Here is a 19,247-nt window from a genome sequence, read left to right on the forward strand (position 1 = left end):
ATGTCGCACTTTTTTATTCGCCGCCCCATCTTTGCGTGGGTGATCGGCATCCTTATTACGCTTTTGGGTTTAGTGTCGATTACGCAGCTCGCAGTGGAGCGATTTCCGTCGGTGAGTCAGCCTCAGGTTGACGTCTTTTTTAGCTACCAAGGAGCCTCGCCGGAAACCATCAATGACACCGTTATTTCGATCATCGAACGTGAGTTGTTTGGTACTGATGGCATTGAGTCGTTTACATCCAGCTCAGATTCGACTGGTAATGGGCAGATCAGCGTGAAGTTTGCCTACGGGACTGACCCTGAACTGGCGCAAATTGCGGTGCAGAACAAAATAAAAACCGTTGAGCCTCGTTTACCTCAAGACGTAAGACAAAGTGGTTTGAATGTTGAGTCGAGTTCAAGCTCCGATCTGATGTATTTAAGCGTGTACTCCAAATCAGGCAAGATGACAGAAGGGGCATTGAGTGACTTTTTAGCGCGCAATGTGACCGATGAAATCAAGCGTATACCTGGGGTTGGTAAAGTGACGGTTTACTCTGCCGAGCACGCGATGCGTATATGGGTCGATCCACAAAAGCTAGTTTCTTATGACCTTACCATGTCTGACGTGACGGGCGCCATCAGCGCGCAAAACGTACAAATCGCTTCGGGGCAAGTAGGACAAGAGCCTGCAAAAGTAGGGCAGAAAACCGTAACGCCGTTGACCGCGTCGGGACAGCTCAAAAACGTCAAAGAGTTTGAGAACATCATTTTGCGCTCTTCGACTGATGGTAAACAACTGCGACTTAAAGATGTGGCGCGCGTTGAATTGGGGCAAGAAAGCTATAACTTTGGCAGTCGCATCAATAGCAAATCGTCGGCAAGTATCGGGATTAAGATGATGTCAGGCGCGAATGCGGTGGCGACGTCGAACCGCATTCATGCGCGGATGAAGGAGCTCAAGAAAACCTTTCCTGAAGACATCGACTACATGGCGTCGGGTGATGCAGCACCATTTGCGAAAATCTCCATTCAGAAAGTGGTTAAGACGTTGGTTGAAGCGATGATCTTGGTGTTTATCGTGATGTACCTATTTTTGCAGCGATTTACTTACACCTTTATCCCCGCCATTGTCGCACCGATAGCCTTGTGCGGTGCGTTCGTGATCATGAAGTTGATGGGCTTTTCGATTAATGTTTTCACTATGTTCGGGATTGTTCTATCGATCGGTATCATTGTGGATGATGCGATCATTGTGGTGGAAAACGTCGAACGCTTGATGGCAAAAGAAGGACTATCGCCTTTAGAAGCGACTAAAAAAGCGATGAAAGAAATCTCCGGTGCCGTAATTGGGGTAACGGCGGTCATGGTGGCGGTGTTTGTGCCAATCTCTTTCGCTTCGGGGACATCTGGGCAAATCTATCAGCAGTTTGCGCTGTCGATCGCTGTTGCGATTTTGTTCTCTGCATTTTTGGCGCTAACCCTGACGCCAGCGCTGTGTGCGACCATGTTAAAACCCATTAAGGAAGATGCGCACAAGCGTACGGGTTTATTGGGTTGGTTTAACCGCGCGATTGAATCCTCCACCCAGCGTTATGGCTCGTTGGTGGCGAAGACAACCAATAAAACGATGCGCATGATGGGGATTTACCTCGTGTTATCGGTGGGTGCGGTGTACATGTTCCAGCAACTCAACAGCACTTTCTTCCCAGAAGAAGATCAAGGTTACTTCTTTTCGTCGATCCAACTGCCAGCCGATGCGAGCCGAGAAAGAACCTTAGAAGTGGTTTCGATTGCTGAAAAGTTCCTATTAGCTCAGCCAGAGGTGCGCGCTTCCAACGTAGTCTTAGGCTTTAGTTTTGCGGGTTCCGGCTCCGGCTCTGCACTCATGATTACAGACTTAGTCGAGTGGGATAAGCGTGAGCGTTCGAGTGCGGACATTGCCAATGCATTTAACGCGTACATGAGTGAGCACTCTAATGACGGTGTGGTGTTTGCGGCTTTACCTCCTGCAATCCAAGGGTTGGGCGCAACTAATGGTGTTAGCTTTCAACTGCAAGACCGAGCAAATAGAAGTGCAGCCGATTTTGAGCAACTGAAACAGAAGTTCAACCAAGCATTGACGGCTCGACCAGAAGTGACAGGGCTGTTTTATAACGCGACTCCTTATACGGTAGGGCTGGCGTTAGATATTGACCGTGAAAAGGCAATGACGTTGGGTGTTTCGTTCTCTGACATTAGCGAAACTCTGAGCACCGCTATGGGGTCAAACTACGTCAATGATTTTCCAAACCATGGGCGGATGCAGAAGGTGATTGTGCAGGCGGACCAGAAATACCGCATGAACATCGAAGATGTTTTGGGCATTGCGGTGAAAAACAGCAGTGGAAAATTGGTCTACTTATCTGAGCTGATCAAAGCCGATTGGCAGTCCATGCCGCAACAGCTAACTCGATATAATGGTATGCAAGCGGCGGACACTTCTGCGATGGCGGCTCAGGGCTACAGCTCCGGACAGGTAATGAACGCAGTGTTAGAAGTCGCTAGCCAAGTCGATGACAGCGTGAGTATTGAATGGACCAACTTGTCTAAACAAGAACGCCAGGCAGAATCTGAAGTGGAGATCTTGTTGCTGTTCTCTTTGCTAGTGGTGTTTTTAGTGCTTGCCGCGTTATATGAGAGCTGGACCATACCGATTGCGGTTGTCTTGGTCGCACCGCTTGGGCTATTGGGCTCTGCGTGGGCGGTATCATTAAGTGGGCTGCAAAATGATATGTTCTTTAAAGTGGGGTTAATTGCTCTGATCGGTTTATCGGCTAAAAACGCGATATTGATTGTTGAGTTTGCCAACCAACAACGCAAGCTGGGATTATCGGTTGCTGAAGCGGCAATTCTAGCGGCGAAATTGAGATTACGACCAATCTTGATGACCTCTCTGGCATTTACCTTTGGTATTGTGCCACTGATGTTCGCAAGTGGGGCAAGCTCAGAGATACAGAACTCACTTGGTACAGGCGTATTTGGTGGCATGGTATCAGGGACGTTATTAGCCTTGTTGTTTGTGCCGACCTTCTTTGTGTTTGTGAACAAGCTAACCAAAACTAAGCGTTAAGTTGCGTCAATGGTTAGCCAAGTAGGAGCGATGCCACAGTAAGCTCTTGTCTAACAAGGCATTACTACGCTAGGCGATTCAAAAATAATAGGGGCGAGTGAATTCGCCCCTTTTTGCGTTCAGTTAGGGTCGTCTTAACCCAACCTTAACCTGACCCTTTTTAGTATCCACTCTCGAAAAAAGCGAAAATAATAACGAGCATGGAGAGTGGTAGCGTGACGGTTCTTATCGGTAGTCGATTTGTTTACTCTTTTCTTGATGGCACCATTGTGGATACCGAGCAAGAAGAAGAGACAAAAGTGCTTGGCAAAAACAGCAATCAGTTACTTGGTATGATGATTGAACACCCAAACCAAACTCTATCGAGGCAAATTCTGTTTGATAGAATTTGGACGGATAATGACGTTAAAGTCACTGAAGCGAGTTTGACCCAAGCCATTGCAACGCTAAGAAGGACCTTGTGCGACAATCGTCAAAAGTCTGAGTATATTCTTACTGTGCCTAAGTGCGGTTACCGTTTCATCGCTTCTGTCGAGTGTTTGCCTCCAGACAAGCTCATTGTTGAAGAGAGCCTTAAACAGCAAACACAAATCGAGATGCCTTCTTTGCATCGTGAAGAGACCACTTATGCGGTCGAGTTTTATCAAAATACCAAAAGTTGGTTAAGTAAAATTAGGGACGCTTTTGCGATATGGTAAAACACAGTCCAAAGCGTTCATTCCACCAACTAAACAACATTTAAGGGGATTTCATGTCATCCAATCACTTACAGCTTCTCATCGTAGAGGATGATCACGACCTTGCGAGCGCTGTGATTGACTATCTCGCCTTGGAAGACATCCATTGCGACCATGTGGCGAACGGCGTGGCATGCTTGCAGATGATTGAAAAAACCGACTATGACGTGATCATTTTGGATATCAATTTGCCAAGAATGAACGGCTTAGATGTATGTGAAAAACTGCGAGAACAAGGGTTGGAAACGCCAATCATCATGCTCACAGCATTAGACTCGCTGAGCGACAAACTTGCGGGATTTTCGCGCGGGGCAGATGACTACCTTATCAAACCTTTTGCGATGGAAGAGTTGATTGCCCGAACTATTGCCTTATCTAAACGACGTAGTGCGCAAAACACCAAGTTAACCATTGCCGATCTGACCATCGATGTACAAAAGAAGACTGTGAATCGAGCAGGGCAGTCCGTTTTACTGTCTCCGATTTCTTTTAAGATATTAGAAGTGCTGATGCGTGAGAGCCCTAATCCTGTCACTCGTGAGCAGTTGATGTACAAAATTTGGGGTGAAGAACAGCCCGACAGCAACAGCCTTAAAGTTCACATGTTTAACCTGCGTCAGCGCGTCGACCAAGGGCACCAGAAAAAGCTCATCAAGACCGTGGTGAAGCAAGGCTTTGTTATCTCAGAAGGAGATGTGTCGTGAAGATCAGACCCAGTATCCGTTTATACAGTTTCTTTGCAGTATTACTCACAGGCATTACGACCATTGTGGTGTTGTCCATTTTAACGATGCACTATTTTTTCTCCGGCATGGACATCGCACTAAGAGACTCGATGTTCTCTCACGCGATCTCTATAGAGACCCAGCCAGGAGAACCAGTAAAAATCAGCGACTTTACCATTGCTTCACGTTGGCGCGATCTGCCCCAAGATGTGCGTGAGAATATTCCTCGTGATAGCTTGGAAACGAATACACTTACCAACTATTTTGTTGATGGTTCGATCTTCTCGCCACCCAAAATGGCATTGTTTGCGATGAAAGTGCAGCATAATGGCATGCTGAAATATGTCTCAGTGTCTTTCTACGACAGCACTGAGCAGTTCCCCGTTGATGATGAATTTCCTCACTTCTTCATTATTTTTTCTACCGCGTTGGTGGCGATATTGCTGTTCTATTTGGTTTTGATCATCATCTTTCGCAAGGTCACAACACCTGTTGAACAGTTAAAGAATTGGGCAAAGAACATGACGACGGATCAGCTTAGTCAGCCTATTCCAGATTTTCACTACAGCGAGCTCAACGTGCTGGCGAATATCGTTAAATCAAGCATGGAGTCAGTGCAGCAAAGTGTTGAGCGTGAGAAGAAATTTCTTGCCTACGCGAGTCATGAGCTGAGAACACCTATTGCGGTCACCAAAACCAATACCGAACTGCTAAAGAAGATGTGTGAAAAGCAAGTTGAGGTGGAAAAACAACAGGAGGTGCTCAGACGGATATCGCGTGCAAATGCGACGATGACCGACTTAACAGAAGCAATACTGTGGCTCAACCGAGGTAACGCGCCTCAAATCCCTGCCAAAGAAGTGGTGTTGGGAGATTTATTAGCCCAAATCATTGATGAATTGTCCTATTTGCTGCAAGGCAAGCAAGTAACCGTCGATATTATTACTGATCGACAACAAGTGTTATTGGTTGAACCGTTAGCGCGAATGGTTTGCACCAATCTGGTTCGCAACGCTTTCCAACACACGGCAGATGGTTTTGTGCAAGTAAAGCAAGAGGGCAGCTCGGTGGTGATATTCAATCAAAGTGCAACTCAAGATGCAGAAGAGAACAATCTCGGTTTTGGCTTAGGGCTTGAATTGACTGAACGAATCATCAAGCAGAACAATTGGCTGTATAAAAACAGAGCCATTGATAATGGTCATGATGTCTTTATTGATTTTCTTCCAAGTTAAGTTCGACGCTTTTTGATAATACAACCCCTCGATTTACCGAGGGGCTGTTTTAAGCAAAGCACAAACGTGGAAGCTTAACGAGAAATGATCTTGATTGAACTGATCTTATCTTCAAAGCCATCGGCATTGTATGAGCCATGATCGCGGGTGTAGTAATCACCTCGGAAGTTTTTATCGACATAAAAACGGACACGCCATCCGCGAGGGATAGAAAACGAGCTCATTTTGTCATCGAATTTGTACATACTGAGGTCGGAAATGTCATGGCTAAGCATCAGTGATGGACCTGTTTGGTGTCGATACTGATAAATCACGGCTGACGCATTATCATTCACATCACTATCACTACTGCCACGAAGAGAGGAGCCTTCGCATTTCGCATCAGACGTTTTACAAAAGATACTGCCTTCCCCATATTGCTTTTCACAACTGCTTCGTACGTTTTGTCTTGCCTCTGCTTCAGTTCGACCTGCTTGAGAAAATGTATCCATAAAAGGTTTTAGAGAGCAAACGTAAACAAAATCACCGCCATAGCTAAGCGACGGTAAAAACAGCAATGTTCCTAACATAAATCTCTTAACCAAAGTCATATTGATAATCCTAATTTAAGTCGATCAAATAATCGCAGAATGAATACCACAACTTTGTTTTTAGGTAATGAGAACGGAGCGTTATGGCTTGAAAATTCACCTTAAAATTACACAAGCGTATGTTGTTGCTCATTATTTCGGCGATTTATTGACAAGTGCATTTCTGAGAGGGAAGAAAGGCAGCCAGAAAGCTCAACGAAAGTGAAACCATTTATGGTAAGTCACGTCGTTAAGTGATCCTGGTGAAAAAGCGCAATAGGTGAGAAATCCTTATCAAGCAAGTGAATTTTATAAAGTTCGTCTTCTGGCAGATTGAGTACTAGAAACTGAGACCAAAGCGTTTGATTGTTAATGAATTGTTTCTTTTAAAGCTCAAGGCGCTTTATATGAGAGTGCTCTTTGTCGTGAGAAGAGTAAATGGTGATGCCTAAGTGGTAACGGCATTTAAGGAACTCATCATATAGAAGAATAAAGATGGAACTAAAAAATCTCACCGTCGCGATAGCGACCTTCTTTGCTAGTACGAATGCGCTTGCTTTAAGTGAGCCATCGCAGCAAGTCACAGAAATATATCAACATCACGCTCATCAAAACGGTAATGATAGAGCGTTGCCAGATTATGCACCAACTAAGCTGCTTCCCCCACAACCGAAACCGACCCTTCGTACCCTTTCTACTCGGTCTGCGGAGCAGGCAGTAAACGTGTGTGATGTAGAAGCTTTCACTTCGAACAGTAGCAATGATGTGCTCAACGCAATCAAAACCCAAGGAGCAAGTTGTGTTAATGCGCTTTTCTCAGCCGAGAGTCGAATACAAGAAGCGGCGTTCGAATCTGGGCACATGTACAACATTGCAAAGCACACGACCAATTTAGCGAAAGCCTACGCTGGGGGCGGCAGTGATGAGCTTGAAGCTTTGTTCCTGTATTTGCGAGCAGGTTATTACGCTGAGTTTTACAACAGCAAGGTCTCGTTTCTTTCTTGGGTGACCCCTGCAGTAAAAGAAGCCGTCGATGCCTTCGTTAACAATGCGAACTTCTATGAGAACAGTGACCCACATGGCAAGGTGCTCAGCGAAGTCATTATCACTATGGACAGTGCAGGGCTCCAGCATGCCTATCTACCACAGGTTACGCAGTGGCTCACTCGCTGGGACAGTCAATACGCTCAGAACTGGTACATGCGTAATGCAGTGAATGGCGTATTTACCATTTTGTTTGGTGGTCAGTGGAATGAGCAATTTGTGCAAACCATCGGTAATCAGACTGAGCTTGTTAAAGCACTAGGGGATTTTGCACTGCGCTCGTCAGCTATCGGTTCTAGTGATGAGTTTATGGCAGCGAATGCTGGTCGTGAGTTAGGACGATTAACCAAATATTCCGGTACTGCTTCCAGTACAGTGAAAAGCAAACTGACCGAGATCTTTGCTCAATACGAGATGTACGGTAGAGGCGATGCCATATGGCTTGGTGCTGCCGATACGGTCTCTTATTACGCGGATTGTAGTGACTATGGAATTTGTAACTTTGAGTCCCAGTTGAAAGGTTTGGTGCTTTCTCAATCGTACACATGTAGTCCTACCATTCGTATTTTGTCGCAGAACATGACGCAAGAGCAGCACGTCGCGGCTTGTTCGAAGATGGGGTACGAAGAAGGGTATTTCCACACTTCACTTGAGACAGGAAGACAACCTGTTGCGGATGACTACAACACGCAATTGCAGGTCAATATCTTTGATTCAAGCGATGACTACGGCAAATACGCTGGACCGATTTTTAACATCAGTACCAACAATGGAGGAATGTACCTTGAGGGCGATCCAGCAACGCCGGGGAACATCCCTAATTTTGTTGCTTATGAAGCGCCTTACGCCAACCCAGATCACTTTGTGTGGAACCTAGAGCACGAGTACGTTCATTACCTTGATGGACGATTTGACCTTTATGGTGGCTTCGGTCATCCAACTGAAAGAATCGTGTGGTGGAGTGAGGGCATTGCCGAATATGTGTCGAAGGAGAACGATAACCAAGCTGCGATAGATACTATTAAAGATGGGTCAACGTTTACGCTCAGCGAGATCTTTGAGACCAGTTATGATGGTTTTGATGTCGATAGAATTTATCGCTGGGGTTACTTGGCGGTTCGATTCATGTTTGAGCGACATAAAGACGACGTAAATCAAATGCTGATAGAAACTCGTCAGGGTAATTGGGCAAATTACAAAGCAACCATCAATCAGTGGGCAATCTTATACCAGAGCGAGTTTGAACAGTGGCAACAAGCTCTTGTTTCTGGTGATGCTCCTAATGCAGTCATAACCGCAAACAGTGAGGGTAAAGTCGGTGAAAGCATTACATTTAGCAGTGAAAACAGCACGGATGCAAACGGGAAGATCGTCAGCGTCTTGTGGGATTTCGGTGATGGCACGACCAGCACACAAACCCAGCCGTCGCACCAATATGGCAGTGAAGGGCAGTACACGATCAGCTTAACCGTGACTGATAATGATGGGCTAACCGCAAGCACGACACACAGTCTTACTATTACGGCGCAGGGCGGTTCTGATGCGCTACCACAAGATTGTGCAGTGCAAAGTAAAATCAGTGGTGGACGCTTAACTGCGGGACAAGCGGCGTGTTTGGCGACGCAACAAACCATTTGGTTGAGTATCCCAGCGGTCAATGAGCACACCAGTATGGCAATCACCACGGCAAATGGGGTAGGCGACCTGAAAATTGAGTACAGCAATGATGGTTGGCCAAACGGTTCAAATCACCATGCGTGGTCAGACAATGCGGGTAATGCCGAGTGTATTACCTTGTCCAATCAGCGCAATTACTGGGGGTACGTTAAAGTCTCTGGTGAGTTTGAAAATGCCGCGATTGTAGTGGACTTTGATACCTCAGGTTGTCGTCAGTAAACATTGTTTCTGTTAATTAAGATCAACTGGTCCTAGTAACAACAGAAAATGAAACGCCCAGCACGAGTTTACATTGTGCTGGGCGTTTTTATTCATATTGAATATCGGTTAAGGCTTAGAAGTGCCCCAAGTACTGCCAATCAGCGTTGTTTGGGTTCGCCTCCGTTGGCCAAGGGAAGTACCAGTACTTGCCGTCAATGAGGCGGTAGTAATGGTAACCACCACGGAAGTGGTACACGTAAATATCGTTTATCGTTCCCGTGTTGTTGTTCTCGCCCCAAACTCCCATGCGATCTTGCTTGTACCAATTTAAGATTTCGGCTTCAAACTTAGCTAGGTCACTGTTGAGCTCAGCAATGTACTGTTCAATATCCGTATCGCTACCAATGAAGCGCCAATCAGCGTCAGAGGTGTTTTGAACTGGCAACGCGTTGTTCACTCCCGGACGTTTTTGCATAAAGTAACGGCGCTCACCACTTTCATCGGTATCAATGAAAATAGCGTTCTCAGATTGTCCCCATGCCGTTGAACTCGCTTGTTCCCACGTTAGCAACTGCGGTTGATTGAAGTAGTTGGCAATGCGCTGTGCATTGTCGATGTTACTACGATCGACTTTCAGTGGGTTAAAACCAAACTGGACATGGTTTTCCGCTGAGCCTAGGTACTTCCAGCCTTCATTGTCTGCTTGGTTGGTTGGGAAATCCGCCGCAGAGATATCACGCATTAGGAAGTAATCGCGAGTGCCGGTGACTGGGTTAGGGTACACGTAAAGTGCACCAGCGCGGCGTTCTGCGCTTGTCTCACCATTGTTCAGCACACCCGCTCCGTAGTTGTCTGCTACGAACTTGTCGAAGTCAGCCACAAAGCCAAAGTCGATGCGGTTTAACGCTGCGTTGTCGGCAAACATGACTTGTTCATCAACGTATTGTTTGTAACCGTGCTCTTGACCAACAAAGATAGGACCAACAAGCTTATCGATCGCTGGGTTTTGATCAGGGATCAAGCTATCTAGTACTTGTTCACCATTCACGTCAGTACAACTTAAGGTGACACGAGTCGGTAGTGGCAGTTGCTCTAGGTTAAAGTGAAACTTATTGCTTTGTGAGTCGTTTAATCGGCTACTTGCAACCGCAATGTTTTGTACTGAACCATCCTGGCGCTCCACCGTAACCGCACAGCTACGTTGAGAGACCATACTCGGTTGATGCATTCCACCTTGATGTCGTGCGTAACGCCAATCTGCACCGTTGTTGTGTTTCACGCCACTAAACTGTTGGCAGTGGGAAGAGGTAAAGTAGCCCGCACCATCATGGCTCGTGCCGGATTTATCAAGCACGCAAAGTGGCACTTCGCCAATTTCGGCGTTTGGCGTGTAAGTCACTGCACCTTCACCGTATTTAGACAACAACGAGTAGTCATGATCTTGAGAAATCATGTGCTCACGCTGACCATTGATGTTCCAGTACATGTCTTCGCTGCTTTCACAACGCACCATATCTGCACTGACTGTACCAACGAAGTTTGCACTTTCGCCGTTGCTTGCCGTGTAGGTGAACTGACAAATACGAGCTTGCTGATTGTTGACCTTCATCGTCTGCCACAAATCTTGTTGAATTTGCTCGTCAGACAAAGAAGACACCGCTTGCCAGCCTTCCGGATGATAAGTTACATCTGGTGCAGAAGGCAGCTCAAACACGTTGCCGTAGTTGGAGTAAATCAGCGGGTAAACTTGGCTTGCAAGTTCGTTACGCGGATCGTAAATGCCTAACATGGTGACAACAGGCACGCCTGCTGCAGTAGGTACTGGCGTGTCGGTTTGTGTTTCTTCGTAACTTTGGCTTTCTTGATTCCAACGAACATAACCCGTTGAGCTGTTTAAATCGACGTTAAAGCCGTTATTGAGCCATGTTTGTACACGGCGAGACTGAGAAGGGTGCTCTAACGTGTAATGACTAATAGTGCCCAATAGCGCGGCTTCGCCACCGGCTTGAGCGTCACGCATAAAGCGGAATTCACCCGCAAATGGTGGTACCACTTCACCACCCACATCGTTAGTCGTGGCTTCACCTGTCCAGTGTAAGTTACCGATAAAGCGGCGATGCAGAGCATCCCAACCCCAACCAGATTCTAAATCGTGCGTAGAAGCATACCAAGGGTAGTGACCCAGGCCGTAGTTATGACCCAGCTCGTGCGACCATTCGTTACCTGTTGTTGCCGTTAACGTCACGATGCCACCGCCGCCACTGCCGCCATGATCAATAATGCCATTGGTGTACACGCCGCGGTTGGTGTGCGCGGTAATGTGATTGAAGCGTTTATTGTAAGCTTGCGAATAGCCAGCACTATCGGTAATGCCGATATTCGCGTTATTCACACCTGTAGATACCAGTGCTTTACCAATGGCTTCACGCATGTCACCGCCGTGCCAACCTCCTTCACCGTCTGAGCTTGTGGTGTAAACCTTACCGTTTGGCAGCGTCACTTTCGGGAAATAAGCGGCAGTGTAATCCGCCATCACCAGTTTAGATGCTGGGATTTTCTGGAAGTAATCGGCGCTGAGTTTTGCCATGTTTTTGATCATGGTGTTGCCATCACGCGGCGCCGTGAGCATACCCATGTCGATGTTTTGAATGATAAGCTCCGGCGCGCCGCCAAAGACAAGTTCATTAGCAGCTAAATCGCCTTGTCGATCGGTGTTATCGGTTAAGCGCAGTGACAAGCCTGGCTTCATCCAATCCCATTGCAGCGGCAGTGACCACGCGTGATGGGAGAATACCACTTTAGAACGTCCATTATCTGGCTGATCAGAAGCCGCAAGCGCGCTTGGTGGCAGCATTGGAAGGCGAGTGATTACTGTGCCTTCAAAGCTCAGTTCTACCCAAACTTGTTGAACGTTTTTGTCTTCTGGCGTGAATAAAAGCAGAGCTTCACGGTCGATCACCAAGTCAGGGAACAGGTTAACATCGTTTTGATTCGGGGCGGTGGTCGTATGGGTTTGAGCAAAATGGATAGAACCAGTCAAATCGCCATTCAAGTGATTTACTAGCGGCAATTCGTCTGCGTAACCAAGGCGTGCTGCACTTGTCGTGAACTCAATCTTTTGTGGCTCGATACAATCAATCGCATTGCACGAAGAAAGCTCCGCCGTGTACCGAGTGTCTGGTTTCAGGTTGCCAATGAACAAGCCAGATTGAACGTTGTCATAACGCACGGGCTCTGAACCTGATTCGGTCAACGTCAAAACCACGTTGTCATTCGCGTTTTGCGTAGCCCATTTTAGCTGAACACCTTGATCTGAAACGCTGGCTACGTTCAATGCATTGATGTTTGGCGCAGATAGGTCACCACAGTCAGAAGTCTCGATGTTTTGAATCATATCTGACTGCCAAATGTATTCGCCATTGGGACCCTTAGAGCCTCGGGCAGCAGGGATATATTCTACGTAGCAACCTGTGTCGTCTGGGTTCATCACACCAAACTCTTTGTGGATCAGGTAGAAACCACCGTTATACCAAATAAATTCCCATTCCGGACCGACGAAGTCCACTACGTTGCGATAAGCTTGGTCTTGCTCTCCAAACATAAAAGGAAACTTAGGGTAGTTATCGAAGTTAACCCAGTATTCATGTCCTTGGAAATTTAGATAGGTTTTGCCATCACGTTGATAGGTGTCTTGACCTTTGTCTGCTAACTGCTTGAGCATTTCAATGCGTTCAAAGGTTTGATTTCCGATTTCGACCAAGGTTAGGTCGTGGTTCGCGTTTGCGAAAGCGGCTGTACTTCCTAGGAGTGAAGAGATCAGCCAAGCGAGCGTATTTTTCTTCATATGAGACTCTACTTTTGCCAATGGAATAGACATTAAACATGCCGCCAGAAGCTCGGCACTTAGGGGAGTTGCATCATCCATTTCAATATGAACGGATGATAAATTTGATTATCTGATGGGATTTGAGTTTTAAATAGGTGGGATAAATCGGACTTGTGACTCTGCTTCCAGCTTTGATTTGATCACGAAATCGAATTGATATCTTATGTCCAAATTCGTATTTATCTATCTATACAAAATAGGGTTCTTTATATAGTAAATTAATAAAATGCCTTTATTTTATAATAAGTTAGACTTTAAATGAAAAAAGCCAGCCCGAGGACTGGCAATCAAACTAAGTTATTTGAAATTAACAAGAGTTTGAAATGAAAATGAAATTGGAGATGAATAAAACGCTATTTTTCAACCATCTGGGTTGCACCTTGTAACCAAGTTTTGTCATGCGCATCTAATGATGGGCTGAGCGCTTTGTAAACCTGCGTGTGATAGTGATTTAACCAATCCACTTCGTCTTGGCTAAGTAAGGTGACATCGAGCATGCTGGTGGCAATTGGGGCGAGGGTAATGGTCTCAAAACCGTAAAACGTGCCAAATTCATTCTGATCGACTTCCACGACTTTCATGATGTTCTCGATACGAACGCCGTATTCACCTTCGCGATACACGCCCGGTTCGTTGGTGATCACCATGCCTGGTTTCAGTTCCACTTCGCGATGGCTTTGCGAAAAGTTTTGTGGACCCTCATGAACATTTAAGCAAATACCAACGCCATGTCCCGTGCCGCATTTATAATCGATACCATGCTGCCACAACACTCCGCGAGCCATGATGTCGAGATTGGCACCCGTAGAGCCTTTCATAAATCGAGTCTGAGTCAGTCGGATGACCGCTTTGAGCACTAAGGTGTAATCTTTGCGCTGTTTAATGGTCGGTGACCCGAAATGGAAAGTACGGGTGATGTCCGTAGTGCCGCCAAGGTACTGACCGCCAGAGTCGACAAGAAAGAAATTGCTCTCGTTGATGACGGCATTGCTTTCTTCATCAGCGGCGTAGTGCATTTTGGCACCATGGGCAGCAAAGCCTGCGATGGTGCGAAAACTGTCGCTTACATAATGACGAGTTTGACGGCGATAACTTTTTAACTGCGCCTCTGCAGACAATTCAGTAACAAGCCCACTTGGGACTTGGTCTTCTAGCCAACTCATGAACCGCACTACTGCCACACCATCGTCCTTCAATGACTGCTCGAGATTGGCTAGCTCGGTCGGGTTTTTGCTGGCTTTCATGTCGGTGACCGGGCAAGCCATTGGCTTTAGTGAAACGTTTTGCTCAATTGCACTGACCAATAAACTGTCGGTGTAGCTTGGGTTAAACGCGAGAGATAGCCCTTCACATTGCTGATTCAAATATTGGCTCACGTAGTCGTAATGACGAACGCTGACACCTTGCTTGTTGAGTTGCTTTTCTATCTCAGCTGGTAACTTCGCTTTGTCGATAAATGCGGTAGCGCGCGTTTGTTCCACCACAAGATACGCTTCAGATACTGGGCAGTAAGGAGTATCTGCGCCGCGAATATTTAGCGTCCACATTACATCGTCTAACGTGGACACCAACAAACCGTTAACGTGGTTGTCGCCAAGCCAAGAACGAAGGTCAGCCAGCTTTTGCTTGGTCTCTATGCCTGCAAAGGCGACAGGGTGCTCAAAGATCTTTTCAGTTGGTCTGCTAGGGCGGTCATGCCAGATTGGTGTCAGTAAGTCGAGGTCGAGGATAATCTGGATGTTTTTAGGCTCAAGCGCTTGTTTGAGTTCTTGGTAAAATGCATAGCTGATAGAGCGCCCATCTACCGCGATGGTACTGTTGGCTTCTAACGTGCTGGCTAACCATTTGGGAATACTTGGCGTCTCTGGTTGACGCGCTTTAAATAGGTTGAGTCCAGTCCCATGAAGTTGTTCTTCAGCTTGAATGTAGTAACGACCGTCGGTCCATAATCCACCGCCTTGAGTGGTAATGACAACGTTGCCCGCCGAGCCGGTAAAACCAGAAATCCATGTTCGACCAGCCCAATGATCCGCAGAGTATTCACTATTGTGAGGATCGTTATTCGTTACGATATAAGCTGCAACGTTATAAGTTGCCATCGCATCTCGCAGCGATGAAAGGCGTTGATTTACCGAGTTTGTTGTATTCATGAAAGACTTCCTGAAATCATGTTTGAACAATAGATATGATGTTGCTCAGAGCCAATTTTTGCAGGGCTTTGCTGCCCGCAGAGTTGCGTCGCTTCTGGACATCGGGTTCGAAAGACGCAACCGCTCGGAGGGCTGAGCGGGGAAGGGAGATCGCCGGGCAGCAATTGGATCTCGCGGTTGCGTGCTAATTGAGGATTAGCGATTGGCACAGCAGAAAGTAGCGCTTTGGTATAAGGGTGCTGCGCATCATCAAATACTTGGTCGTAACGTCCGATTTCCATCGGCTTACCCAGATACATCACCATTACGCGATCACTAATATGACGTACCACGCTGAGGTCGTGAGCAATCATTACCAGCGTCAGTCCCATCTCTTGTTTGAGGTCATCGAGTAGATTGATCACTTGCGCCTGAATGGACACATCAAGTGCGCTCACGGGTTCATCACACACCACCAAGTCTGGATTAAGAATCAACGCTCGTGCGATGCCGACACGTTGACACTGCCCACCGGAAAACTCATGCGGATAGCGGTTACGTTGGCTTGCGAGCAGTCCTACTTTGTCCATCATTGCGATGACTCGCTTTTCAACTTCGGCGCGTTTAAGCCCTGGTTCGTGCGTTAGTAGTGGTTCGGCAATGCATTCTGAAATGGTTAAGCGCGGATTTAAGCTGGCTGATGGGTCTTGAAATATCATCTGGAATTCGCGACGACGAAGGGCGAGTGCGTTTTTGCCAAAGCCACGCATATCTTCACCTTTCCACGTCAGGGTGCCGTATGTCGGTTCAACCAACCGAAGTAGGGCGCGCGCCAATGTGGACTTACCACAGCCGGATTCGCCGACAATGCCAAGGGTTTCACCTCGGTACACATCTAAGTCAATGCCATTCACCGCTTTGACGATCTTTCTTCGACTAGGAATGATATGGCGCGATACTGGAAAGTGGACTTTCAGGTCGCGGGCAGACAATAACACTTCTTGTTGGGTCATAACGTTTCCTTAAGCCGATTGATGAATAAGAGAAATACTGCCTTGCGCTTTGACATGACAGGCGATGGATTGGCGTCCGTTAAGGGGAGCGAACCGAGGCGTCTGTGTTTGGCAACGTGGCTCACGATAGTCACAGCGATCTCTAAACGGGCAGCCTTTGTGATTGATCAGAGCGCTCGGCGGGTTACCGGCAATGGTTGGCAAACGAGGCATATCTTCGGTAATCGATGGGATCGCCTTTAGAAGCCCTTGGGTATACGGGTGAGCTGGCTGGGCGAACAAGGTGTCCGTATCGGCTTGTTCCATTTTTTGTCCGCCATACATGACTAAAACTCGGTCGCACATTTCAGCGACTACGCCCATATCGTGAGTGATGAGCAAGATGGCGGTGTTGAACTCTTGTTGTAACTCACGCAATAGCGTCAGGATTTGAGCTTGTACTGTCACGTCGAGTGCTGTTGTGGGCTCATCGGCAATAAGTAGTTCCGGTTTACACAGCAATGCCATAGCAATCATCACACGTTGGCGCATACCGCCAGAAAGCTCGTGTGGATATTGGTTCATGCGCGTTTCCGGAGAAGGAATCCGCACTGCATCTAGCATCTGAATGGATTCTGCTATGGCTTGTTTTCGGCTCATTCCTTTGTGCACCATCAGCACTTCACTGAGCTGTTTGCCAATCTTCATAAATGGATTAAGAGAGGTCATCGGATCTTGAAAGATCATGCCGATTTTCTCTGCGCGAATGCGGTTGAGCTGCTTCTTCGACATCGCGAGTAAGTTCTCGCCATGAAAACGTGCTTCGCCCGAGACGTTCCCGTTATCAGCTGTTAGCCCCATTAGCGCAAACACCGATTGGCTTTTGCCTGAGCCGGACTCGCCAACGATACCTAGCGTTTCTCCCGCTTGAATCGTGTAGGAGAGATTGCTGACCGCTTGCACTTGTCCGTCTGGCGTATCGAAGCGCACGTTCATGTTTTCAATTGATAGCATGGGAAGTCCTTATCGATCTTTCGGGTCAAGGGCGTCGCGTAAGCCGTCGCCGATGAAGTTAAAACAAAACAGGGTTGCGACCAAAAACAACGATGGGAAAAGTAGCATCCACAATGCCACGTCGATGGTTTTTGCGCCTTCTGAAATCAAGATTCCCCAACTGGTGTCTGGCGGTTGAACGCCTAAGCCTAAGAAACTCAAAAAGGATTCAAACATGATGAATCCGGGCACCATTAAGGAGGAGTAGACCATCACGATCCCAAGCACGTTTGGCAGCACATGACGGCGCACAATGGTGAATTTAGATACGCCGATGGAATGTGCTGCTTCAATAAATTCGCGCTTTTTGATACCGAAGGTTACGCCCCTTACCACTCGGGCAATACCCAGCCATGAGACCATGCCAATCACGATAAAGATCAGATAGATGTTGTTGCCAAATAAGGTCACGAACAGGATGACCATGAACATAAATGGCACTGAGTCGAGCACTTCGATGATACGCATCATTACGCTGTCTACCACACCACCAAGATAGCCGGAAATACTGCCCCAGATGGTACCAATCACAACAGCAACCAAGGCACCAACAAAGCCAACCAAAATCGACAGGCGACCACCTTGCATCGTGCGGGCAAACAAGTCTTGTCCTAGGTCGTCGGTACCAAAATAGTGCCCGCTGTTCAAAGAGGGTTTCCCCAACTCGTACGGGTCAGCAAGGATATTCCAATCAATCTCATCATGTCCAAAGGCAGCAAGTGAAGGACCAAAGGTGATACACAAGATGATGAACGCCAGCACGTAAACGGAGGTCATTGCCGCGCGATTTCTGCGAAAGCGAGTCCATGCGTCTTGCCACAGACTGCGACCCTCTACAGCTTCGATATTATCAACAACTCGGTCTTTTAAGGATTGAGTATCCAGCTTTTTAATCGATAACATGCTCTGCTCCTAAACTCGGATACGCGGGTCGATAACGGTGTAGAGCAAGTCGACCACAAGATTGAAAAAGATCGTCAGTGAAGCAACGATGAGAGTAATACCCATGACTAAGCCGTAATCGCGATTCAGTGCGCCGGAGACAAAGTGTTGCCCCATACCGCCAGTACCAAAAAAGATATCGATGATGACCGAACCTGTGACAACCGAGACGAAAGCTGGACCCAGCATGGCGACGACGGGGATCAATGACGGTCGCAGTGCATGGTGGAACAAGATGTATGCGGTCGATAACCCTTTGGCTTTTGCAGTACGAATATAAGGTTGATTAAGTGTTTCAATCATGGCGCCGCGCATAACACGAGCAATACTGGCGATAGAGCCAATCGCAAGGCTTAGCACTGGTAGTACGAGAAAAGCGAGTTGTCCTCCTTCCCAACCACCGGCAGGCAGCCAACCTAAATGAATCGCAAATATCGTCACCAATATTGGCGCGAGGACGAAAGCAGGCACAACAACACCCGTCATGGAAAGGGTCATCAACCCGTAATCTAAGCGGCTATTGCGTTTTAACGCAGCAATGGTGCCGAGCAACATACCAAGTGGTACGGAGATACAAAAAGACAGAACGCCAAGTAGGGCAGAGACCGGCCAAGATTGAGCGACCAACTGAGTCACCGTAAAGTCTTGATAGACAAAGCTTGGTCCTAAATCGCCTTGAGCGAAGTTGGTAATATAAATCCAGAACTGAACCAAAAATGGTTCGTCGAGGTGAAATTTGGCTTCGATGTTAGCGCGAACTACTTCCGGCATAGGACGCTCCATGTCAAACGGTCCGCCGGGTGCGATATGCATCAACCAAAAAGAGACCAAAGCGATAAACAACAACGTCGGAATCGCGATGGCTAATCGTCTGAGAATGTACCAAATCATGATCCATCATCCTTTGGTCATTCGACGTTACATGTCGTCACGTCGAGAAAGAGAAAAAAATTGGCCTGAGCTCATC

General features: G+C 47.2%; 12 protein-coding genes. 5 read left to right on the forward strand and 7 right to left on the reverse strand.

The genetic code is table 11. The features are described from left to right. From OH459_RS07645 to OH459_RS07660, 4 genes are all read left to right on the forward strand, one after another. Positions 1-3,090 carry a multidrug efflux RND transporter permease subunit gene (locus tag OH459_RS07645; protein WP_269986270.1) on the forward strand — a complete coding sequence of 1,030 codons (3,090 nt, stop codon included), beginning with the start codon at positions 1-3 and terminating at the stop codon, positions 3,088-3,090. A gap of 200 nt (positions 3,091-3,290) precedes the next feature. Beyond that, positions 3,291-3,788 carry a winged helix-turn-helix domain-containing protein gene (locus OH459_RS07650; protein ID WP_269986271.1) on the forward strand — a complete coding sequence of 166 codons (498 nt, stop codon included), beginning with the start codon at positions 3,291-3,293 and terminating at the stop codon, positions 3,786-3,788. Between the two features lie 53 nt (positions 3,789-3,841). Continuing rightward, on the forward strand, positions 3,842-4,531 hold the full coding sequence (locus tag OH459_RS07655; RefSeq protein WP_017818034.1) for a response regulator transcription factor: 690 nt from the start codon (positions 3,842-3,844) through the stop codon (positions 4,529-4,531). Continuing rightward, positions 4,528-5,787, forward strand: a complete 1,260-nt coding sequence (locus OH459_RS07660; RefSeq protein WP_269986273.1) for a sensor histidine kinase — start codon at positions 4,528-4,530, stop codon at positions 5,785-5,787. The genes OH459_RS07655 and OH459_RS07660 overlap by 4 nt, the downstream gene beginning before the upstream one ends. A 74-nt stretch (positions 5,788-5,861) precedes the next feature. Here OH459_RS07660 and OH459_RS07665 read toward each other — a convergent pair whose 3' ends face one another. After that, entirely contained in the window at positions 5,862-6,356 is a 495-nt protein-coding gene (locus OH459_RS07665; RefSeq protein WP_009703515.1) for a beta/gamma crystallin-related protein, read from the reverse strand. Positions 6,357-6,851: 495 nt separating this feature from the next. Here OH459_RS07665 and OH459_RS07670 point away from each other — a divergent pair, with 495 nt between their 5' ends. After that, positions 6,852-9,296 (forward strand): collagenase, encoded by a 2,445-nt coding sequence (locus OH459_RS07670; RefSeq protein WP_269986277.1) that lies wholly within the window; start codon positions 6,852-6,854, stop codon positions 9,294-9,296. A gap of 115 nt (positions 9,297-9,411) precedes the next feature. Here the strand turns inward: OH459_RS07670 and OH459_RS07675 are convergent, their stop codons facing one another. From OH459_RS07675 to oppB, 6 genes are all read right to left on the reverse strand, one after another. Beyond that, positions 9,412-13,122 carry a M66 family metalloprotease gene (locus OH459_RS07675; protein ID WP_269986343.1) on the reverse strand — a complete coding sequence of 1,237 codons (3,711 nt, stop codon included), beginning with the start codon at positions 13,120-13,122 and terminating at the stop codon, positions 9,412-9,414. A 395-nt stretch (positions 13,123-13,517) separates the two neighbouring features. Further along, complete coding sequence (locus OH459_RS07680; RefSeq protein ID WP_269986278.1) at positions 13,518-15,314, reverse strand: aminopeptidase P family protein; 1,797 nt, start codon at positions 15,312-15,314, stop codon at positions 13,518-13,520. Next, complete coding sequence (locus OH459_RS07685) at positions 15,311-16,306, reverse strand: ABC transporter ATP-binding protein (RefSeq protein ID WP_269986279.1); 996 nt, start codon at positions 16,304-16,306, stop codon at positions 15,311-15,313. The genes OH459_RS07680 and OH459_RS07685 overlap by 4 nt, the downstream gene beginning before the upstream one ends. A 9-nt stretch (positions 16,307-16,315) precedes the next feature. Further along, the gene (locus OH459_RS07690) at positions 16,316-17,299 is read right to left on the reverse strand and encodes an ABC transporter ATP-binding protein (protein WP_041055639.1); all 984 of its coding nucleotides are present in this window, start codon (positions 17,297-17,299) and stop codon (positions 16,316-16,318) included. A gap of 9 nt (positions 17,300-17,308) precedes the next feature. Next, a complete protein-coding gene (locus OH459_RS07695) occupies positions 17,309-18,241 on the reverse strand; it encodes an ABC transporter permease subunit (RefSeq protein WP_269986280.1) in 933 nt (310 codons plus the stop codon). A 9-nt stretch (positions 18,242-18,250) separates the two neighbouring features. Next, complete coding sequence (oppB, locus tag OH459_RS07700) at positions 18,251-19,171, reverse strand: oligopeptide ABC transporter permease OppB (RefSeq protein ID WP_005445478.1); 921 nt, start codon at positions 19,169-19,171, stop codon at positions 18,251-18,253. Positions 19,172-19,247: the final 76 nt, after the last annotated feature.

This window comes from Vibrio sp. MM46 (genome assembly GCF_027587135.1).
Classification (GTDB): Bacteria; Pseudomonadota; Gammaproteobacteria; order Enterobacterales; family Vibrionaceae; genus Vibrio; species Vibrio harveyi.

Bases quoted from the DNA above. Each gene is read 5' to 3' on its own strand.
- OH459_RS07650 (WP_269986271.1), top strand. From the start codon at position 3,291: ATGGAGAGTGGTAGCGTGACGGTTCTTATCGGTAGTCGATTTGTTTAC.
- OH459_RS07655 (WP_017818034.1), top strand. From the start codon at position 3,842: ATGTCATCCAATCACTTACAGCTTCTCATCGTAGAGGATGATCACGAC.
- OH459_RS07695 (WP_269986280.1), bottom strand. From the start codon at position 18,241: ATGTTATCGATTAAAAAGCTGGATACTCAATCCTTAAAAGACCGAGTT.
- OH459_RS07675 (WP_269986343.1), bottom strand. From the start codon at position 13,122: ATGAAGAAAAATACGCTCGCTTGGCTGATCTCTTCACTCCTAGGAAGT.
- OH459_RS07645 (WP_269986270.1), top strand. From the start codon at position 1: ATGTCGCACTTTTTTATTCGCCGCCCCATCTTTGCGTGGGTGATCGGC.
- oppB (WP_005445478.1), bottom strand. From the start codon at position 19,171: ATGATTTGGTACATTCTCAGACGATTAGCCATCGCGATTCCGACGTTG.
- OH459_RS07685 (WP_269986279.1), bottom strand. From the start codon at position 16,306: ATGACCCAACAAGAAGTGTTATTGTCTGCCCGCGACCTGAAAGTCCAC.
- OH459_RS07690 (WP_041055639.1), bottom strand. From the start codon at position 17,299: ATGCTATCAATTGAAAACATGAACGTGCGCTTCGATACGCCAGACGGA.
- OH459_RS07670 (WP_269986277.1), top strand. From the start codon at position 6,852: ATGGAACTAAAAAATCTCACCGTCGCGATAGCGACCTTCTTTGCTAGT.
- OH459_RS07665 (WP_009703515.1), bottom strand. From the start codon at position 6,356: ATGTTAGGAACATTGCTGTTTTTACCGTCGCTTAGCTATGGCGGTGAT.
- OH459_RS07680 (WP_269986278.1), bottom strand. From the start codon at position 15,314: ATGAATACAACAAACTCGGTAAATCAACGCCTTTCATCGCTGCGAGAT.